Genomic DNA, 18,230 nt, shown 5'->3' with positions numbered 1-18,230 from the left:
GTATATCTCCGAGAGTTCAACTCTTTTCCGTTGTTGGTTAGAGTTGGATTAGCTATGTACGGACTGTTTACCGTGATTTGCCAATCAACGAGTCGCACTCAGATTAAGGTTGCTGTCTGACAATTTAAGGTTGCAGCGTAGATTCCTCAGAATCGGGTGCTTCGGGTTCCTGCAAAATCACCGGGCGTTGCTGGGGATCGGCTCGATTGCTTTGCTCTTGCATCACAGTTTTAGCCTGACTGGGGTCAAAATAGCGGTTAAAGTCCGATCGCGACTTATCGACTCGCGCTTGAGTAAGATTCACTTCAGCTTGGATTTCGTGCAACTTTTCTTGGACTCCCCGGTAGTGGGGCCAAAGCTGAATCAAAGCAGAAGTCGCACACACTGACAGAACTACATTAACTGCTAACTTGACTCCTGTTTCGGCGGCGAGCGTTTGATGAGGGTAGGAACGCTGGCTGCTGCTGCGACGAGGAGTAACCCGAGGGGGAGTTTTTACAGGACGTAGTGGGGTAACGGTAGGTTGAATCGCTTGCATAATTTTTTTTTCAAATACCTGAGACTGACTTTTTAGAGCTGACCACAGAAAATTCTGAGTTTAACGCACACCCGCCCCTGTTTGTCAGGGTGCTCGCAGCCCAAATTTTTGAGACTGGGTGACGGCTGAGGACGGAATTTCCCAATAAAAATGCCTGCCCTTGCAGTCTCGTCTTCGTGACCACAAACAATCTACTGCACGATGACAGCAATTGTCTGTAATTTCGAGATTTAACTAAGGAGGACAGGCGACGGTGCGGTTCGCTACTGGTGTCTCGAAACTACTTGTACAGTTCTGTTGACAGCCGGAAAGCCAAGATTCCGGGAATCAAAGCAATTACGAGCGCTACGTAGACTTGGGTATCTGTTAAAGACATATGAGGAAAACTCCATTTTACGGGCACGAGCTTTCATCAATTTGAGACAAATTGGCGCTTTTGGGAATCTTTTGTTACAAATCGACAAGTAATTCGGTGCCGTTGGGGAGGAGTGGGAGAGGGGGAGAGGCGGAGAGGGGGAGAGGCGGAGATGGGGAAAATCTTTATGCTTGACTTCTCGTTCTCGGATTGAGTTCGATCGCTATAAATCCGCTAAATTCGTTAAAACCCCCTAAATTGGCCGTTTCCGAACTGCCTTGGGAGCGATCGGCCGCGACAAAGTTGCCGGACTAGGTTACGATCAGTAAACGTGACACTCATTTTAGACAGAGCCAGTGATTTGCGCTGAGCTAGTACCTAGCTAGCGATTAAATAGACAAGGTGGTACACTTGACCCTGCGCGATTCCCAAAAAACCTTGGATTGTCAGTAAAGACACTCGCTTGCGCTGGGATGTTTCGGGGAAGTTACCAGCCAAACCCACCCTGTCGGGCGATCGGTGAAATTAGCGTGTTGAGGTCGAACAATGCTTTTATCCATCAAAACAAAGTTAAAACTAAACAAGATTCAGGCAACAGTCATGAGCAAGCACGCTGGAATAGCGAGGTTTACTTATAACTGGGGATTGGCTACTTGGAGTAATCTTTACAAAGATGGATTGAAGCCCAACAAATACCTGCTCAAGAAATTCTTTAACAATCATGTAAAACCTGAGTTTACATGGATTAAAGAAGCGGGAATTTGCCAGAAGATAACTCAATATGCTTTTGACAATCTAGGGGATGCTTTCACTCGGTTCTTCTCCAAAAAAGCTGGATATCCCAAATTCAAGAAAAAGGGTCATCATGATTCAACAATCGGTTGGGTAAAAACCTACGAAGGATTGCCTCACACTACCTGTAAGTCAATCACTATTTCACGTACCGCCGACAGTTGGTTTATTGCTTTTGCTTACGAACAGGAGCATGAACCAACTGTAAAGCAACACGATGCGGTGGGTGTTGACTTGGGAGTTAAAGAGTTAGCAACACTTTCAACGGGTGTTGTTTTTCCTAACCCAAAGCATTACAAAACGCATCTCAATAAGTTGCGTAGGCTGTCAAAGGAGTTATCGAGAAAGACGAAAGGCTCTAGCAATAGATTTAAGGCTAAACAAAAACTAGCCAAGCATCATGCAAAAATAGCAAACCTCAGAAAAAATACTCTTCATCAAATCACTACTTACTTAGGCAAAAACCACGCAACGATAGTAGTAGAAGATTTAAATGTTTCGGGGATGCTAGCCAATCACAAACTAGCTCAAGTCATCGCTGATTGTGGATTCTATGAATTCAAACGTCAACTGGAATACAAAGCTAAAAAGTTTGGCTGTGAAATAATCATTGCTGACCGCTGGTTTCCTTCGAGCAAGACTTGTTCAAACTGCGGACATATTCAAGATAGGCCACGGGCAGAAAGGACTTACAACTGTGGAAGTTGCGGTCATTCGATGGACAGAGATTTGAACGCAGCAATTAATTTATCGCGCTTGGCTAAAACGTGAAAGCTTACCGAGGGATAACCGCTCCCATGCTCCCGATGAAGTAAGAAGCAAATGTCTAGACTTGTCTAGGATTTGTATAGCAGCTCGACCCTTGCAAATCGTTAGGTGTACAAAATAATTAATGCTAGATCAATTTCTCGAGGCTTCACCCAATTTGGGAGTTGACACCTTTTTATTATTGTTGGTTTTGGTAGCTTTGGAGGCGGTGCTTTCGGCTGACAACGCGATCGCCCTGGCATCTATTTCCAAAGGTTTAGAAGAACCCAAGCTACAGCAACAAGCTCTCAACATCGGTTTGATAATTGCTTTTGTACTGCGAATAGCACTAATTTTAACGGCGACTTGGGTGATCCAGTTCTGGCAGTTTGAACTGCTGGGAGCCCTGTATCTGCTGTGGCTAGTTTTCCAGCACTTTGCGTCAGAGGCTGACTCTGATGGAGAACATCACGGCCCCAGATTTGCGTCTCTGTGGAAAGCAATTCCAGTAATTGCTCTGACGGATTTAGCTTTTTCTTTGGATAGCGTTACAACTGCGATCGCGATTTCTGACCAAACTTGGCTGGTGTTGACTGGCGCGACAATTGGCATCATAACCCTGCGATTTATGGCAGGCTTGTTCATCCGCTGGCTCGATGAGTTCGTACACCTTGAAGATGCTGGCTACATTACAGTCGGTTTCGTGGGAATGCGATTGCTGGTGAAAGTAATTAATGAGAGTTTAGTACCTCCCCAGTGGCTGGTAGTTTCTTCTATCGCCTTAATGTTTGTCTGGGGATTTTCTAAGCGCACTCCCGAGGCATTAGAAACTCTAGAATCTCTTGCAGAATCCGCAGAAGTTGCTGTCAATCTACCGGATGCAGAAGTTAAAGTCCCGGAAGCGCAAGCACAGAAGTCCGAAATTTAACATACTTTCATCTGGGTGCAAGTCGCTTAAATCTATTAAATGAAAAAGATTGAAGGCAGATTTCAGCTTGCAATTGCCTCACATCCCCGGACAAAAGTCACGGGGTTTTTAGGCTTTTATTTTGTAACACTAAGAGTGGAAATGTTTTATTGTGAATCTGAGACGTGTGCGGGCCGTGAAACATCAACTGCTTATGTCAACAATCGATAGAATCGCTTAGACAAAGTTGTCATAGAATCAAGCTTTTCTGGAGCGCCACCAGGCAAAATACTATAAAAAAGTGTTCCTCGATCGCCCTGGGTCAGCATAGCATAATCGTGAGCGCATAAAGCAATCTCTATCGTCTGGAACCGAACGATCGCAGACATTACTCGATCGACCTAATGGAAGTAGAATTAGCCCTATAGGAAGTTAGCTATCTGCGATCGGACGTGGCGATGGTTACGTTGGCGAGATAGCGAGGGGTAGAGGAAGTGGTTCAGGTGCTGTCTGGGGAGGTGGCGGATGTGGAGAGATTTGTTGGGTAAAGTGCGATCGCGCCAAAGCTGCTGTCTCAATGTCGATCGCCACTATTTTACCGCGATCAGCTGTATCGACTTGAGGCAGGACTTGAGATTGATAAATCCGATCGCCCGCTACAGCAAATTCTTGTTTGCTGTAGCGGGGTTGTCGGGCTATCGTCGTTTTATCTCATTTCAACGATTGCTCTTTAATTTTAACCTGGGCGATCGATCTTCTTAACGAAATGGAGTGACGGGTGCAGACACATGATGAATGTCGTCGAGCGAGCTGAGCTTGCTGCGAAAAAAGGGCGGTAATTGGGGGAATGGGTGTTTATTTATTGGGTCGTTTTCTATAATGTGCTTTGACCTGCGAACCATTTCTGTCATGTGCTTTAACAAATACATAATCAGTTTTATTATCTATTTTTTCATATTCTTCTGGTGTAATAATGGCATCTTCAATATCTCTTTGCAATTCGGATATGGAATTTTGCAGGCTGTTTATATTAGCCTGCTTTTCTTGGACAGATTCCGTTAGATTTTGAATATTTTTTTTCAAATCAGCTATATCAGCATCACGGTTTGATATTTCTCTATACAAATCAGAAATATTTTTTGTAAGATTATAAATCTCTGTTATACGTCCGTTTATCTCATTTGTATTTTCTTTTTTGGCTCTAAGTAAATTGTTAAACTCTTTGGATAAAAGAGCGATCCGAGATTGCAACTCCTTAATAATTGCTCGATCGTTACCATCAGCTATATATACATCATCACCTAAAACTAGCTTCGCTGATAAAACCTTGATTAATTCCTCTATTTTATAAGCAAGACGAAGACGATAAGGGCTAATTTGATTAGCATTTTGTCCTATCTCCGCAGCTAATTTGGTGATTGCTTCTGAAAGAATGATTGGCGACGGTTGCCTGCTTCTCGTAAAAAGAACCAGATTACTTACAATTTTCTGAAGCTGCTCATAATCTTTTTCAGCCTGACTAGCTAAAAGAACACGAGCAGCATCTTGTATTCCCGTTAGTATCTGATAGTTTCGAGGTCTTCGAGGCTCTAGTTCTTGTAGAAGTTCACTTCTTTTATATTCCAATGCCTCAAGTGTTCTTGCAATTCTTTCATGATTTGCAAAAGGATCTGCACCAAGACGTTCTAAGATACCCTCATATAACCATGCTTGAGACTCTAAGTTATTCAGTTTTGGAACTTGTTGCTTGTTGTCAAGCTGGGGAACTACATCTGTTCTTTGGAATTGCTGTTGTAGTGTATTAACCCTTGCTGAAATAGTACCTTTGAAACAAGCAAGCATTAAATCTAGAGCTTGACCAAAGGGAAAAGAGTAGTCAGCCAACCAACCAAACAATAACCAAAACAATATAGTACATATCAAAAATGAAACTACTTTAATGTAGTTTAAAAGCCTTCTAAAAAAGTTCTTATTTGGCTCTAAGTCTAAGTTTTGAAGGTCAAGAAAAAGCTTGTCAACGAAAAAATTGGTTTCCTATTTGTTGCCCAATTACTGTTCCGGGATTATTGTCAACATTAACGTTTACGCCTGATTCATTATTCTGAGACACATGGGAGGTACTTTGTATCTGTTGATACTGAGTTACCAGTTTTTCTAGATCTTGTTGAAACTTCTTGTCACACTCGGCTTCACTTAGAATCGCAGCTTCTAAAAGTTTTGGTTCAGAACCCTTGATCTGGAGTTTGTCTTGAAATCGTTTTTCTAAGAAATCTAGAACATTTGCTCCAGCCTTCTCCAAAGCCCCGCCGGAAACCTTATCACTTAGCCAAAGTACAATATTTGCTGCTTGTAAAGCTAGTACAGATAATTCCATGTTGGTAATGATTTTGTTAATTAGGAATTTATTCAGATACCGGATTATACCAAATAGACAGAAAAATTACAAATAATTTACTGGATGTCAGTATACCGATCGCCATTTCTACACAAATCGATCGCACAACCGCTATCCTGTAACAGTAGCTCAGTCTTTGGAAAAGGCGATCACCCATAACAACAGAACAACAGCAACCCAAAAATAGAACCACTGTTTCCCCCCAAAACATTCCCTAAAAATCCATCACAACAAACCGCGATAGCGAATAAAAATCAACACCACCGCCCACGAACCCAAAGCAACCTTGATCGCCACCAAAATATTCAGTAAAGGCACTACACCACCACTAACTAATGCCCCAAACTGTCCGTGCGGCAACTCGTACCCACACAAAGTTATCGCAGACAACACCACAAAAACCAATACCGAAATCTTCTCCCAAGTCGCCGCGTGCGATCGATCGTAAATCCGTTGCATCCACTCGGATGACGAAGTAATCGCCACCAAACCGATCGCAGTTCCCCCCGCGACACCCGCCGCAAAACCGCCTCCCGGAGTCAAATGTCCCCGCAATGACAATTCAATACTCACCAAAGCCGCAATAGTCGCTCCCAAACGGGCTAACACAATTGAAGGTTGATCGGTAAACTGATAAATTGTGCAGGATGGTCTTTCCGTGGCTAACAGAAAATTAGCGCCCATAATGGCGATCGTAAATACCACTACTTCAAAAATCGTGTCATAAAGGCGATTGCGGAAAATAATCGCCGATACTGCATTGGGAATTCCGCTATCTTTGACAATCAATTCTACGATCGCCAAACCTGATAAACCTGATGTTGGATTGGCAAAAAATAGCATTTTAATGTAAAGCACTATCCCCGCCGCAATGTAAACCCATTTCATTGATAATCCTCCGCTAAATCCGTAGCATTTTTGTAAGCCAGACTGGTATTTACTGATGAAATTTCGACCTGCATGATGTCATAAAGCCGTTGAATTCTAGTCACTGTTTGATAATGTTTGGCTTCTGGATTACCATCTAGCACAGGTACACAACTTGCATGAATTTCTTTCTCCATCAAGGCGCGATGTAAACCCTCCAGACTGGTGAAAGGTACTACCTCAATGCGGAGATAATACTTGCTAAAAATCCGCCGAAAATCCTTCATCAATGAGTTAAAATCGCGGGGACTTTCTACTGTCAACTCTACCTTCAAAACATCACCATCCGACTCGACTTTCTCCTCTTCCAACACGCCCAAACGCATCACCAAGGACGATCGCACCGCCACCGCATACAGAGTTATTGCCAACATCGTACCCATCAAGGCTTCCGTCAAAGCCACATCCGCCGCCCCAAACACTGAATAGATCAATGCTGCGATCGCACCTAATATGCCGCGAATGACTAGGGCATGGTAGGGATTAGCCTGAACTACTACCATACAAGCAGCCAAGGGCAACAGCGCAGTTAAGATATAGATATAGCTATCATCATTCATAATGTCTCTGTTGGAAACTCCTTCTGATTTTCTGCCTCTTCACTCGAACAGTGTGCAAACACATATCCCAGCATTGTATTCCAGATTGCCAAGGAAATAATTGCTAAAGTTAGCAGCGGCCATCTACTAGGTATTTTGATCAGCAGCCCGACAACGATTAGGATCGAACCCAAGGTATCGGCAACCGAAAGACTGTGTAACTTAAATAATACCGATCGCTTGCCGACTAGGTGAGAAGTTCCCCAAAACCAGAAGAATATTCCTACACCAAAAAATACATAACTCACCACATCAATCATAAATCATCCATTCGTTTTATTATGTGTGCTAACAGCATTAATCCCGCATTTCCCACAGTCAGGATTATCGCCCCTACAGCGCCAATCATCCAATCGTCCCGCAAGACAGAGATGAACAAAGTCATAATTCCTGCCTTGGTGGAAATACTGCCCAAGGCTAACATTTTCTGCCAAATATCATCATCCGTCAATGCCTCGTACATGGGGATGAGCATGGCTGCAATCATCGCAATTAAGAGCAAATTCATGGTTTTTTAATCGGGAAAACCCGGTGAACTTCGTAGCAGCCTTCTTGGTTGTGTCTCACCACAATTGTTTTGGGCGTAAACGTGATTAGGAATACATCCAAAAATATCATGATCGGCGATCTTTTCATTTTTGCCCGTTCCAAAATCATGTCTTCTCCGTTATGGGGACGAATGATAATTTCAAAGGCCTCAATGTATGCTACCGGAATCGCAATCAGGATTTTTTTGAGCATACTTAGCCATTCCTTGATCCTTTCCGGGGATGTATTGCCGCGGGGTAGGAGAAATGCGATCGCTATACCAATGATGATATTTGGCACGGTGAAATCGGCGGTAAGCAAAAACCAAATTGTCAATCGTAATATCAAACTTCCAATCATCTTTTTTCCTTCTTAGACTTTTTGCATAAATCTTTGATGTGCAACAACCGCAGATGTCATGCAGATTAACGGAGATAAACGCAGATAATTACAAGATACTTTCTAATTTTACTAGATATCTCTTGCATACTCTTATTGCGAGCGATCGCAAGGCTGCATCTGGTTTTTGAAGAGAGCGAAGCATGACCGCATATAAGCTATTACTGATAATCTCATATTTACTGCGGTCATGCTTCGCCCCTACACACATATTTACCAAACTGAGGTGCATCCGATCGCAATTTGGATTATTTAAGTGTGGGTTCCTGTCGCTAATGCCATCCAAAACAGTACGATCAAGGTTAGAGTCATCACACCTACCAGATGATCGAATTGCTCGGCTGCACGCGGCAGGGCGATCGCTAACCGTTTAATAATTAAAACATAAATCAGCCACCCGATCGCGATCGTCCCCACTGCTTTGATGATACTTTCAATGCTATAAGCATCTAAGTACACCACATTTGCGATAATTAGCCCGCCAATTAAGAGGATGACTGCTGGCCACAAACCCGGCTTGACTTCTTGTTTCTCGCCGCGCGGGATAAAGATTAATTTGGCGAAGGTTATAGCTGTACCTACGGCCGCAATATTCATAGGGATCGCCTGCCAAGGTGCTACACTTTTCAAGGTCAACACTTTTGCCCCAAATCCTGCCAACAAAGGAAAGCCGGAAATGGAGAGACTGGCGATTACTAAGGCTATCCAAATTTTTGGATCGATCGCCTTAGATTGCAGTTCTTTGAAGTTGCGACTTGGTAAGGAACCGGCAATTAAGAAGAGGCTTGATTTAACTAAACCGTGAGTCAGCGCATAAAAACCACCGACTTCCGGTGCTGCTAGAATAAAGCCTAACTGGGCAATTGTGCTGAACGCTAGCATCCGTTTTGTATCTTTTTCAAAGATGGCATAGGATACTCCCATTAAAGCTGTCGCCACGCCAAATATTCTGACGATAGTATCAATGTCATCGGAAACCAAGGCACAGCGCAACAAAGGTAAGATACTCGCTTTGATGACTATTCCTGAGAGTAAGGCGGAGACTGGGGTTTCTGATTCTGAGTGAGTTAGCGGCAGCCAGAATCCCGATACAAAAATCCCGCCTTTGAGCAATAATCCCAGAAAAATAAGGGCTAAAGCTTCTGGTGGCGCACCTTTTAAACCGTCAAAAACAAAGGAATTATGTTTTTGATAGACTAGCACCGCGCCCACGAGGTAAAATAGCATGGCGGTGTTGCTGACAAACAGATAGCGCAAGGCTACCCATAAAGAGCGATCGGTGCGAGGATAGGCAATTAACAGAAAAGCTGCAATCCCGCTGACTTCTAGGGCGACGTATAAACTGATAAAATCTGCACAGATAAATGTCGCATTTATACTGCCGTGCAGAATAATCATCTGGGAGTAAAAGAAGGCTGATTTACCACTGTGCCAACAGTAGAAAATGACGGCAGCAGTTACTAGGGCATTTGTCAAGATAAAGTAAGCGCCTAACTGATCTGCGACTACTTGAACGCCGAAATTATCTAGTAAGTTGAGTTTGAGGGGCGATTTTTCGAGAAATAGTTGTAGCGCGTAGCCTGCTGAAACAAAGGTGACTGCTAAGGCGAGATATTTGTCAAGCTTGGGAAGTAGATAAATGACGAACCCGATAAAAAATGGTATGGTCAGCCAAGCGATCGTAATAATATTCATGGATGGGTTTACGGCGTGTTATTTTTCTCGATCTCGCTGGTTTCCAATGTGGGATTATCCCGTGCTAGCTTCATCACACCTACCAGCATCAGGGCTTGAATCGAAAAGCCGATGACGATCGCAGTTAAGATGATCCCTTGGGGGACTGGATCGGCGAAAGCTCTATTTTTGACATCTCCCATAATTGGCGTGAACAAGCCATTGAGGGATGCGATTACGACATAATAGGCAATTACACCGGTGCTCATTACGTCCATAGAGACGATCTTCATCACCAGGTTCTTTTTAAGGATGATACCAAAAAATCCGCACAATACTGTGGCAAATACGAAGGCTTCTAACACGGAAATTTTTGTTGCTTAAGGTTTGGTGACAATGATACATTACTTGGGTGCTACTAATGTAGGGCGAGTCGATCGATTTTAGATTTTAGATTTGGGATTTTAGATTGACTTGGCAAGTAATGCGATCGAGGTTGGGAAGCTATCGTAAAGTTATGTTAATTTTTGGTACTGATTTTAAATGGGACTACAGAGTGTAACTGGGGCGATCGCGCGTGCAGGGCGATCGGGCGATCGCACGCCCGATACACTGGAATGGGAGTACAATGAATGATATTTCTATTCAAAGTGATGCGCTGAGTGGAGCCCGCTTCGGAACTGGCAAGATGCCCGTTCCACAAAAAAAGGATTTTTTTGATTTATTCTGGGGTGAAATTATCCCCGGCTGCGGAACAGGCAAGATGCCTGTTCCACAAAAAAATATTTTTTTGATTTGTTTTTTGTCGGTGGAATTGTCGCCCGTTCACCAATTATTTGCCAAATATTATGGTCTTTTTATACTTACCTAATTATCCAAATTACTGCTAAAATAAAGTACGAGTCCTTGCCGCTCAAATGCAGACCATGACCGCACAAACCTCCGTACAATTCCAAGACAGTTTCGACATCATCGTAGTAGGTGGCGGACACTCCGGCTGCGAAGCCGCCCTCGCCACATCTCGCCTCGGATGCCGCACGCTTTTACTCACCCTCAACCTCGACAAAATTGCGTGGCAACCCTGCAACCCAGCCGTCGGCGGCCCCGCTAAAACTCAACTTACCAACGAAGTCGATGCCCTAGGTGGAGAAATCGGCAAAATGGCCGATCGCACTTATCTACAAAAGCGCGTCCTCAACGCTTCGAGAGGCCCCGCAGTTTGGGCGCTGAGAGCCCAGACAGACAAGCGGGAATACGCCGCTGTCATGAATAATATTGTCGAAAATCAAGAGAATTTGACCGTCCGCGAAGCGATGGTTACAGACTTAGTTTTGGGCAAAAATGAAGAAGTCATCGGCGTTGAAACCTACTTCGGCGTCGGCTTTGGATGCAAAGCCGTAATTCTCACCACAGGAACTTTTTTAGGTGGCACAATTTGGGTTGGCAACAAGTCGATGCCGGCCGGACGTGCCGGAGAATTTGCAGCCGTAGGTTTGACAGAAACTCTCAACCGTTTGGGCTTTGAAACCGGACGGTTAAAAACAGGAACTCCGGCAAGAGTTGACAAACGCACTCTCGATTACACAAACCTGGAACCGCAGCCGGGAGATGCAGATGTTCGCTGGTTTAGTTTCGATCCAGAAGTCTGGGTGGAACGCGAACAAATGCCCTGCTATTTAACTCGAACCACGCCCGAAACTCACCAGTTAATTAGAGACAACTTGCACCTTTCTCCAGTTTACGGCGGCTGGGTTGATGCGAAAGGCCCGCGCTACTGTCCGAGTATTGAAGATAAAATCGTGCGCTTTGCAGATAAGGAAAGCCACCAGATTTTTATTGAACCGGAAGGTAGGGATATTCCTGAACTTTATATCCAAGGATTTTCGACTGGTTTGCCGGAAAGTTTGCAATTGCAAATGCTGCGGACTCTTCCAGGTTTGGAAAAGTGCGAGATGATGCGCCCTGCTTATGCTGTGGAGTACGATTATTTGCCTGCAACTCAGTGCTTTCCGACTCTGATGACTAAGAAGATTGAAGGGCTGTTTTGCGCGGGACAGGTGAACGGTACGACGGGATATGAGGAGGCGGCTGCACAGGGGATTGTCGCAGGTATTAATGCGGCTAGGTTTGCGAAGAATCAGGAGATGATTGTGTTTGCCCGCGAGCAAAGTTATATCGGCACTTTGATTGACGATTTGTGTACGAAGGATTTGCGGGAACCTTACCGGATGTTGACTTCGCGATCGGAATATCGGCTGTTGTTGCGATCGGACAACGCCGACCAACGCTTGACCCCGCTTGGACGGGAAATTGGCTTAATTGGCGATCGGCGCTGGGAGTTATTCGATCGCAAACAAGCTAATATTGTCGCGGAAAAAGCCCGTTTGTACTCAACTCGCGTCAAAGAACACGAAGAGGTTGGCAAAGCAATTTTTGCTGACACTCAACAAGTGATTAAAGGTTCAATAACTCTGGCTGATTTGCTGCGCCGTCCCGGTTTTCACTACGTCGATTTAGAACGCTACAATTTAGGCAATTCTAGTCTAAAATTAGCTGAGAAAGATGGTGCAGAAATCGAACTCAAATACTCCGGTTATTTGCAAAGACAGCAAAATCAAATCGATGACATTGCCAAACACGAACGCCGCCAATTACCTGCGGATTTGGATTATATGGCAATTACAACTCTCTCGAAGGAGTCGCGGGAGAAGTTGACTAAAATTAGACCCTTGACTATTGGCCAAGCAGCGAGAATTGGCGGGGTGAATCCGGCTGATGTTAATGCTTTGTTGATTTATCTGGAAGTGCAAAACCGCAAGCAGCCGGCTGCTATGGGAAAATGAATAAACTTTACTATCGTGGCATGGCAGAGCAAAATGGTAAGCCGAAAATAGGTCGCAGTGCTAGATTACTAGGGGTAAGACCTGGTATTGACATAGATATTGAGCAAATGCCCACAGGTTATCTGAATGAGCAAGGCTATTTGTTAGCAGAGTTAGAACGTGAGTTTCGAGGAGAGTTGGTTGCTGTTGCTGTCAGGAATACAAAGGGAATGTCGGTTTCCATTTCAATTGAAAGTTTACCAGCATTTCGCAGACCTACAAAATTTGGTGGGACTGGAAAAGACTCTCTATGGCAAATTGATGACATAAAAATTATTGGAGATTTGCAGGCTGTCCAAGATAGCCCGACGCACGTTAGCATCTTGCCAAGAGCTACAATGTCTCTGGAAATGTACGAGGCCGCATTGGCAAACACCCAAAATGATTGGGAAAGAGTTGATTAATCTCATATATCATAGGAGTCTATAACAATGGCATGGATATTCAGTTTATCGGCAGAATGTGGCTCAGATGAAAGCAATGTTAATAAATTTGCTCAACACTTTGAGAAAATAGAATGGCTACTCTCAAACGATCGCCAATGCCTGTGTCGCACAGACACTTTTCAAGATATCGATCAAAACTGGTGGTGTCGAGTTTATCCAAATAATATTAGTCAAGTGGGAATAGATAGCCCTGAAAGTGCTTATATAATGACAGAGTTAGGGATTTTACTGTATCACACTCTACGGTTTGCTCCATCGTTTCGCTATGCTTTGGTTGGTGTTGAAGTTGATGAATTTAGAACTTACAGTGAATTGATTGAGGATTTGTCAAACTTATCTCTTCCCGGATTAGTTTTAGCAAAAGAACTTATTCAGGGGCGAGAAACCTTACCAGTTTTTCGACCATTTAGTTCTAGTTATGTTTGGCAACCCTACGAGGGGGAAGTCTATAATCCATTAATGGCATCTCCCGACTTAAAAAATAAGCTGAATGAGCTTCTGGTTGTGGGTTAACTTTGTTATATTGATGTCTAATGAATTAACCAACTTCGAGATTAGGTTTTGTGACGATGAAAATACAACCGTTGTTGACCAAATTTTAATAGTTTTCACAGGAAATAACTATGCCCTTCAGTGCTTACAAAACTATTGATGCTGTCCTCAAAGAATTTCAAATTACCTACACTCAGTCCAACTTTATAGTTGAAACCGAATTCAATATTCCTGACTACTTTCGAGAAGACTTAGAAATAGTCATGGAAGAAGGTGCCGCCGACTGTTCGGAATTTGCTATCTGCGAAAATCTGATTTATCCACTTCTCAAAGAAGTTTGGAAGTGCTACCGACAAAAGCTGATTTTATGGAGTCATAAAGCTCTAATATACGATCAAAATTTAACCGGATTTCCAGAGTATATCTTAGCTAAGAAATCTCCCTTAGGAAATATTGTTTTCGATCGCCCTTATTTCGTCTTGATTGAAGCGAAACAAGATAACTTTGAAGCTGGCTGGGGACAGTGCATCGCCGAAATGATTGCCGCTCAAAAAATGAATGAAAATCCCGCACAAACTCTATTTGGAATTGCTTCTAACGGAGACAGGTGGCAGTTTGGAAAATTAGAAGCTAATATCTTTACTCGCAACCGCACTTTTTACACCATTCAAGAACTCGATCGACTTTTTGCGGCTGTTAATTACGTATTTAAACAGTGCGAATTGATGTTAGATGCTGACGCGAACATATCAGACGGCGGTTGAAACCGCGCTTAGGAATGAGAATTAAATAACTTACAATTTTAATTATTGTGGGATGGGCGTCCCGCCCGTCCAGAAAAGACGGGCGGGACGCCCATCCCACTTTCTTTGTGTAAGTTATTAAATTTTCGTTCCTTAGACAAACAAAGTGCGGGTTTTGTCTGTGTAGGCGCGATTTCCATCCTACGTCTGATTTACTCGATCGCCCTAGCTAGCAATCATTCCCACTCGATCGTACCAGGTGGCTTAGAAGTAATATCGTAAACCACCCGGTTAACGCCCTTAACCTCATTCACAATCCGGTTCGAGATCAATTCCAACAAATCGTATGGAACCCGCGCCCAGTCAGCCGTCATCCCATCTTCGCTTTTGATAAATCTCAGAACAATTGGGTAAGCATAGGTGCGCTGATCGCCCATAACGCCTACACTGCGAATCGGGAGCAAAACTGCAAAAGCTTGCCAAAGTTCGTTGTACAATCCGTGGCGGTTGATTTCTTGGCGCACGATGAAGTCAGCATCCCGCAAAATATTCAGCCTCTCTGCGGTAACTTCTCCCGTAATCCGAATCGCCAATCCCGGGCCCGGGAAAGGTTGTCGGTTGACGATTTCTTCGGGAAGCCCGATCGATCTACCGACTTTTCGCACCTCATCCTTAAACAACTTTCGTAGCGGTTCGATCAGCTTAAAACACAAATCTTTAGGTAATCCGCCCACATTGTGGTGGCTTTTAATCTTAACAGCAACTCGTTCGCCGCTTTTCGGATCTACATTCGTGTCAGCCGACTCAATTACATCCGGGTAAAGAGTACCTTGAGCGAGGTAATCGAAGGGGCCGAGGCGCTTCGATTCTTCTTCAAATACACTGATAAATTCGTGGCCGATCCGCTTGCGTTTTACTTCAGGATCGGTAACGCCTTCAAGTTGAGCCAAAAAGCGATCGCGAGCTAGAACGTACTGCACCGGAATGTGGAATTCATCTTGAAACAATTTCACCAACCGTTCCGGTTCGTACTTCCGCATAAACCCTTGGTCGATAAACATACACGTAAGTTGGTCGCCGATCGCCTTGTGCAGCAAAAAAGCCAATGTTGAAGAATCAACCCCGCCAGATAGAGCCAACAAAACTCGTTGGTCTCCCACTCTGGCTCGAATTTCGCGAATAGTTTCCTCAACAAAAGTAGCTGTCGTCCAAGTCGGTTCGCACTCGCAAATATGGTAAACAAAATTGCGAATCAAAGCTTGTCCGCCGATCGAGTGAACCACTTCTGGATGAAACTGCACCCCGTATAAACTTTTCTCGTGGTGAGCAACAACAGCAGACGGAGTATTGTTCGTGTGAGCGAGAATCTCAAAACCAGTCGGCAACTCGCTACAGGAGTCTCCGTGGCTCATCCACATCGTCGCGCCTTCTTCGACATTTGTGAGCAAATCCGTCGGATCGTCAATAAATAGCGATGCCTTGCCGTATTCGGCCAACTTAGCCCGCTCAACAGTCCCGCCGAGTTGCTTTACCATCAACTGCATCCCGTAGCAGACGCCCAACACTGGTATTCCCAGATTCCAAATTTCCGGGTCGCATTGGGGAGCTCTTTCATCGTATACAGAACTCGGGCCTCCTGAAAGAATAATTCCTTTAGGATTGATAGCTTTTAACTGTTCTGCCGTAGTGCGGTAAGAAATAACTTCTGAATATACTTGAGTTTCGCGAATGCGTCGAGCAATCAGTTCGGAATATTGCGAACCGAAGTCGAGAATCACGATCATCTGGCGGTCTATTTGCCCCAGAGAAGAATTGGTGAGGTCGGATTCAGTTTCTATTTGAGTAGTCACGGTAATTGCGTAGTTGCTAATTGCTAATTGGGCTGAAAGTAGCGGAGGTATTTGTCGCCGCCTCAGTCTAATACTGATCGATGCGAGCGACCGTTAGTCGCTAGAAATAAATCTTATTTGTACTAGATTGCTCTCAGCGACGTTACTCGATTAATAGGGCTTGCGGTAAGCATAGATTCACTTCGACATTTACTCTAATTAATTGAACTCTTGCATCAGAAATTGCGTCAAGCAGCAACCTAGTATAATTAAGATCTAGGGACTGAGAATTATTACTTGTTAAATATTATCCCCGATCGCTCTTTTAAAAAGAATTCAGGGATATTCACACTACATTAACAAATTTGGGTCAGAAATGTATCCCCTATGTCACTTTTAACAATAATTTTGCGATCGCGCCCAAACATCACTGAACCCACGGGGATACGCTGGTTAGTATGAGTGAAAATGCAATCGGACGATCGCAAGTCGATTTCTCGGGCGATGTCGCCGTAAATTCGATCGACCCAATGGCTGCCAGTTGCCGCATCTAGAGCCCGCAGTTGGCCGAGAGCCTCTTCGGCTGTCGCCGCAGCAAAAATCGCAGAACACGCATCTGCGGGCATTCCAGCTTTAGCACAGAAAGCTGTCAAAATTTCCCGGCGCCCGTCAGCGAGGTGGTGGTGAGTGTGAAAAATCCCCGCCGCCAATTTCATCAATTTGCCGTGATAGCCAAACAGCAAGATCGATCGCACGCCCTGACATCCAGCCTCTGCCAGGAGCGGGCCCAGCCAGTTAGCCGTTTTCACCAGCCGCTGCGGATCGATGCCCAGTTGTCGCGCCAAATTGGAGCCATTTTCGCCGATGCAGAAGACTAAAGTGTCAAACAGTTCGGCTTTTTGTTGCAGTTGTTCGCGGTAAATTTCCAACTGTCCGGGGGCGCTCAGGGGTTGAGAAATCCCAGTTGTACCCAGCAGCGAAAGTCCTTCGACGACGCCGAAAGCTTCGTTAGAAGTGCGGGTGGCGAGTTGGCGCCCTGACGGCAGAATCAGCGTGACAGTAATTCTTTCTCCCGGTGCGAGTTCTCGGCTCAGATTCGATCGCAGCAGTCGCATCGCGTAATCATAGATTGCCGCTCCACCACCTACTTTGTGATGTCCAATTCCCTCGCCCCCGACAATCACAATCTGCTCCCCCTCTCCCTCCGCCTCTGGGAGCAATTCCACCATTGCCCAAACGGGTGTATTGCGAGTCAGATCGAGGTTGTCTCCCGGATCGGAGCGAGTCACGCCTAAAGCTGTACCAGTTTTGAGTACAGATGCTTGTTCGATCGCAATTTCTGCCGTAATTGGCGGTTCCAGTAAATCTACTGATACGCTACCTACAGACTGAGTACCTACGCGCAAGCACCGCAAAGCTGCAAGTGCGGCCGCACAGGCAAATACTGGCAGTGTATACCCGGATAAAGGTTGAGTTTTTGTCACAAAATGCAGAAATCCTTAAATTAGTCGGCGATCGACATCACAGTGTGGTAGTGATACCCCTCAAGCACTTAAGCTTCATTCTAGGGTTTGATATTATCAGCAGTTAGCCTCATTTTTGTCAAGCAAGAATTTTGTCCTGCCTGTTGTCTTGAAGCAAGCAACATTTTTTTTCAGGTGCGATCGTCAACAACCCACACCGAAGCCTTACGCGCACGTGGCGGTATCTTCAAAAAACCCGGAATCTCGTGAACCAAAGCTATCGGGAGCATCAATCGCGAGTGCGCTTAGACTGAGACACCGCTTCCCGGAATCAAGTACAAATATTGTAAACAGGTTCAAAAAACAAGATGGTTATGGCTATCTTCGACATACCTTGCACCCTTTTTCCTCGCATCAACCGCTCGTAAAAACCTGGACAAAGCTACCCAAAAGTAGTCAATGTTAGACATCTACGTTAGTAATTTTAGTCCACAGTCCTAAAACTACAGGAATA

The 18,230-nt window shown here is 44.6% G+C and carries 21 protein-coding genes; 7 read left to right on the top strand and 14 right to left on the bottom strand.

All coding sequences use genetic code 11. The features are described from left to right. Nucleotides 1-124: 124 nt before the first annotated feature. A complete protein-coding gene (locus JGK07_RS28635) occupies nucleotides 125-538 on the bottom strand; it encodes a hypothetical protein (RefSeq protein WP_293187236.1) in 414 nt (137 codons plus the stop codon). A 280-nt stretch (nucleotides 539-818) separates the two neighbouring features. Further along, nucleotides 819-914 (bottom strand): photosystem I reaction center subunit XII, encoded by a 96-nt coding sequence (psaM, locus tag JGK07_RS28630; RefSeq protein ID WP_015174804.1) that lies wholly within the window; start codon nucleotides 912-914, stop codon nucleotides 819-821. Between the two features lie 525 nt (nucleotides 915-1,439). On the opposite strand from psaM, the gene JGK07_RS28625 reads away from it, so the two are divergent. Together JGK07_RS28625 and JGK07_RS28620 are read left to right on the top strand one after the other, a co-directional pair. Beyond that, nucleotides 1,440-2,456, top strand: coding sequence for an RNA-guided endonuclease TnpB family protein (locus JGK07_RS28625; protein ID WP_293291150.1), 1,017 nt, complete (start codon nucleotides 1,440-1,442; stop codon nucleotides 2,454-2,456). A gap of 121 nt (nucleotides 2,457-2,577) precedes the next feature. Continuing rightward, nucleotides 2,578-3,360, top strand: coding sequence for a TerC family protein (locus tag JGK07_RS28620; protein ID WP_293243285.1), 783 nt, complete (start codon nucleotides 2,578-2,580; stop codon nucleotides 3,358-3,360). A gap of 441 nt (nucleotides 3,361-3,801) precedes the next feature. Here JGK07_RS28620 and JGK07_RS28615 read toward each other — a convergent pair whose 3' ends face one another. The 10 genes from JGK07_RS28615 to JGK07_RS28570 all read right to left on the bottom strand — a co-directional run bounded on the left by JGK07_RS28615 (nucleotide 3,802) and on the right by JGK07_RS28570 (nucleotide 10,226). Continuing rightward, nucleotides 3,802-3,930: a hypothetical protein gene (locus JGK07_RS28615; protein WP_293198799.1), complete on the bottom strand. Its 129-nt coding sequence runs from the start codon at nucleotides 3,928-3,930 to the stop codon at nucleotides 3,802-3,804. A 264-nt stretch (nucleotides 3,931-4,194) separates the two neighbouring features. Beyond that, nucleotides 4,195-5,223 carry a hypothetical protein gene (locus JGK07_RS28610; protein WP_293198797.1) on the bottom strand — a complete coding sequence of 343 codons (1,029 nt, stop codon included), beginning with the start codon at nucleotides 5,221-5,223 and terminating at the stop codon, nucleotides 4,195-4,197. Between the two features lie 130 nt (nucleotides 5,224-5,353). Continuing rightward, nucleotides 5,354-5,713 carry a hypothetical protein gene (locus JGK07_RS28605; protein ID WP_293226241.1) on the bottom strand — a complete coding sequence of 120 codons (360 nt, stop codon included), beginning with the start codon at nucleotides 5,711-5,713 and terminating at the stop codon, nucleotides 5,354-5,356. A gap of 246 nt (nucleotides 5,714-5,959) precedes the next feature. After that, the gene (locus tag JGK07_RS28600) at nucleotides 5,960-6,622 is read right to left on the bottom strand and encodes a Na(+)/H(+) antiporter subunit B (RefSeq protein WP_293186452.1); all 663 of its coding nucleotides are present in this window, start codon (nucleotides 6,620-6,622) and stop codon (nucleotides 5,960-5,962) included. Then, on the bottom strand, nucleotides 6,619-7,221 hold the full coding sequence (locus JGK07_RS28595) for a DUF4040 domain-containing protein (protein ID WP_293186454.1): 603 nt from the start codon (nucleotides 7,219-7,221) through the stop codon (nucleotides 6,619-6,621). Before JGK07_RS28595 ends, JGK07_RS28600 begins: the two co-directional genes overlap by 4 nt. Further along, nucleotides 7,218-7,520, bottom strand: a complete 303-nt coding sequence (locus tag JGK07_RS28590; RefSeq protein WP_293186455.1) for a monovalent cation/H(+) antiporter subunit G — start codon at nucleotides 7,518-7,520, stop codon at nucleotides 7,218-7,220. Before JGK07_RS28590 ends, JGK07_RS28595 begins: the two co-directional genes overlap by 4 nt. After that, entirely contained in the window at nucleotides 7,517-7,768 is a 252-nt protein-coding gene (locus JGK07_RS28585) for a hypothetical protein (protein ID WP_293143050.1), read from the bottom strand. Before JGK07_RS28585 ends, JGK07_RS28590 begins: the two co-directional genes overlap by 4 nt. Then, complete coding sequence (locus JGK07_RS28580; protein ID WP_293186457.1) at nucleotides 7,765-8,148, bottom strand: Na+/H+ antiporter subunit E; 384 nt, start codon at nucleotides 8,146-8,148, stop codon at nucleotides 7,765-7,767. Before JGK07_RS28580 ends, JGK07_RS28585 begins: the two co-directional genes overlap by 4 nt. 291 nt (nucleotides 8,149-8,439) lie before the next feature. Further along, nucleotides 8,440-9,882 (bottom strand): cation:proton antiporter, encoded by a 1,443-nt coding sequence (locus JGK07_RS28575; RefSeq protein WP_293186459.1) that lies wholly within the window; start codon nucleotides 9,880-9,882, stop codon nucleotides 8,440-8,442. 8 nt (nucleotides 9,883-9,890) lie between these two features. Further along, nucleotides 9,891-10,226: an NADH-quinone oxidoreductase subunit K gene (locus tag JGK07_RS28570; protein ID WP_293143060.1), complete on the bottom strand. Its 336-nt coding sequence runs from the start codon at nucleotides 10,224-10,226 to the stop codon at nucleotides 9,891-9,893. Nucleotides 10,227-10,489: 263 nt separating this feature from the next. Between JGK07_RS28570 and JGK07_RS28565 the strand changes: the two genes are divergently transcribed. The 5 genes from JGK07_RS28565 to JGK07_RS28545 all read left to right on the top strand — a co-directional run bounded on the left by JGK07_RS28565 (nucleotide 10,490) and on the right by JGK07_RS28545 (nucleotide 14,445). Beyond that, nucleotides 10,490-10,732: a hypothetical protein gene (locus JGK07_RS28565; RefSeq protein WP_293186461.1), complete on the top strand. Its 243-nt coding sequence runs from the start codon at nucleotides 10,490-10,492 to the stop codon at nucleotides 10,730-10,732. Between the two features lie 55 nt (nucleotides 10,733-10,787). Then, nucleotides 10,788-12,704, top strand: coding sequence for a tRNA uridine-5-carboxymethylaminomethyl(34) synthesis enzyme MnmG (mnmG, locus tag JGK07_RS28560; RefSeq protein WP_293186463.1), 1,917 nt, complete (start codon nucleotides 10,788-10,790; stop codon nucleotides 12,702-12,704). After that, nucleotides 12,701-13,147, top strand: coding sequence for a hypothetical protein (locus JGK07_RS28555; protein WP_293186465.1), 447 nt, complete (start codon nucleotides 12,701-12,703; stop codon nucleotides 13,145-13,147). Before mnmG ends, JGK07_RS28555 begins: the two co-directional genes overlap by 4 nt. A 27-nt stretch (nucleotides 13,148-13,174) precedes the next feature. Beyond that, a complete protein-coding gene (locus JGK07_RS28550; protein ID WP_293186466.1) occupies nucleotides 13,175-13,702 on the top strand; it encodes a hypothetical protein in 528 nt (175 codons plus the stop codon). A gap of 110 nt (nucleotides 13,703-13,812) precedes the next feature. Next, a complete protein-coding gene (locus JGK07_RS28545; RefSeq protein ID WP_293186467.1) occupies nucleotides 13,813-14,445 on the top strand; it encodes a hypothetical protein in 633 nt (210 codons plus the stop codon). Between the two features lie 215 nt (nucleotides 14,446-14,660). Here the strand turns inward: JGK07_RS28545 and guaA are convergent, their stop codons facing one another. Together guaA and cbiD are read right to left on the bottom strand one after the other, a co-directional pair. Continuing rightward, entirely contained in the window at nucleotides 14,661-16,274 is a 1,614-nt protein-coding gene (guaA, locus tag JGK07_RS28540) for a glutamine-hydrolyzing GMP synthase (RefSeq protein ID WP_325315854.1), read from the bottom strand. Between the two features lie 335 nt (nucleotides 16,275-16,609). Continuing rightward, nucleotides 16,610-17,737 (bottom strand): cobalt-precorrin-5B (C(1))-methyltransferase CbiD, encoded by a 1,128-nt coding sequence (gene cbiD / locus JGK07_RS28535; protein WP_293186469.1) that lies wholly within the window; start codon nucleotides 17,735-17,737, stop codon nucleotides 16,610-16,612. Nucleotides 17,738-18,230: the final 493 nt, after the last annotated feature.

The sequence above is a fragment of the Microcoleus sp. PH2017_24_DOB_U_A genome, assembly GCF_020738205.1.
GTDB lineage: Bacteria > Cyanobacteriota > Cyanobacteriia > Cyanobacteriales > Microcoleaceae > Microcoleus.
This window is presented reverse-complemented; position numbering and strand designations above follow the sequence as displayed.

Excerpts from the sequence above, each read along its gene's own strand:
- JGK07_RS28635 (WP_293187236.1), bottom strand. The coding sequence starts at position 538 with ATGCAAGCGATTCAACCTACCGTTACCCCACTACGTCCTGTAAAAACT.
- psaM (WP_015174804.1), bottom strand. The coding sequence starts at position 914 with ATGTCTTTAACAGATACCCAAGTCTACGTAGCGCTCGTAATTGCTTTG.
- JGK07_RS28625 (WP_293291150.1), top strand. The coding sequence starts at position 1,440 with ATGCTTTTATCCATCAAAACAAAGTTAAAACTAAACAAGATTCAGGCA.
- JGK07_RS28620 (WP_293243285.1), top strand. The coding sequence starts at position 2,578 with ATGCTAGATCAATTTCTCGAGGCTTCACCCAATTTGGGAGTTGACACC.
- JGK07_RS28605 (WP_293226241.1), bottom strand. The coding sequence starts at position 5,713 with ATGGAATTATCTGTACTAGCTTTACAAGCAGCAAATATTGTACTTTGG.
- JGK07_RS28600 (WP_293186452.1), bottom strand. The coding sequence starts at position 6,622 with ATGAAATGGGTTTACATTGCGGCGGGGATAGTGCTTTACATTAAAATG.
- JGK07_RS28595 (WP_293186454.1), bottom strand. The coding sequence starts at position 7,221 with ATGAATGATGATAGCTATATCTATATCTTAACTGCGCTGTTGCCCTTG.
- JGK07_RS28590 (WP_293186455.1), bottom strand. The coding sequence starts at position 7,520 with ATGATTGATGTGGTGAGTTATGTATTTTTTGGTGTAGGAATATTCTTC.
- JGK07_RS28585 (WP_293143050.1), bottom strand. The coding sequence starts at position 7,768 with ATGAATTTGCTCTTAATTGCGATGATTGCAGCCATGCTCATCCCCATG.
- JGK07_RS28580 (WP_293186457.1), bottom strand. The coding sequence starts at position 8,148 with ATGATTGGAAGTTTGATATTACGATTGACAATTTGGTTTTTGCTTACC.
- JGK07_RS28575 (WP_293186459.1), bottom strand. The coding sequence starts at position 9,882 with ATGAATATTATTACGATCGCTTGGCTGACCATACCATTTTTTATCGGG.
- JGK07_RS28565 (WP_293186461.1), top strand. The coding sequence starts at position 10,490 with ATGAATGATATTTCTATTCAAAGTGATGCGCTGAGTGGAGCCCGCTTC.
- mnmG (WP_293186463.1), top strand. The coding sequence starts at position 10,788 with ATGACCGCACAAACCTCCGTACAATTCCAAGACAGTTTCGACATCATC.
- JGK07_RS28555 (WP_293186465.1), top strand. The coding sequence starts at position 12,701 with ATGAATAAACTTTACTATCGTGGCATGGCAGAGCAAAATGGTAAGCCG.
- JGK07_RS28550 (WP_293186466.1), top strand. The coding sequence starts at position 13,175 with ATGGCATGGATATTCAGTTTATCGGCAGAATGTGGCTCAGATGAAAGC.
- JGK07_RS28545 (WP_293186467.1), top strand. The coding sequence starts at position 13,813 with ATGCCCTTCAGTGCTTACAAAACTATTGATGCTGTCCTCAAAGAATTT.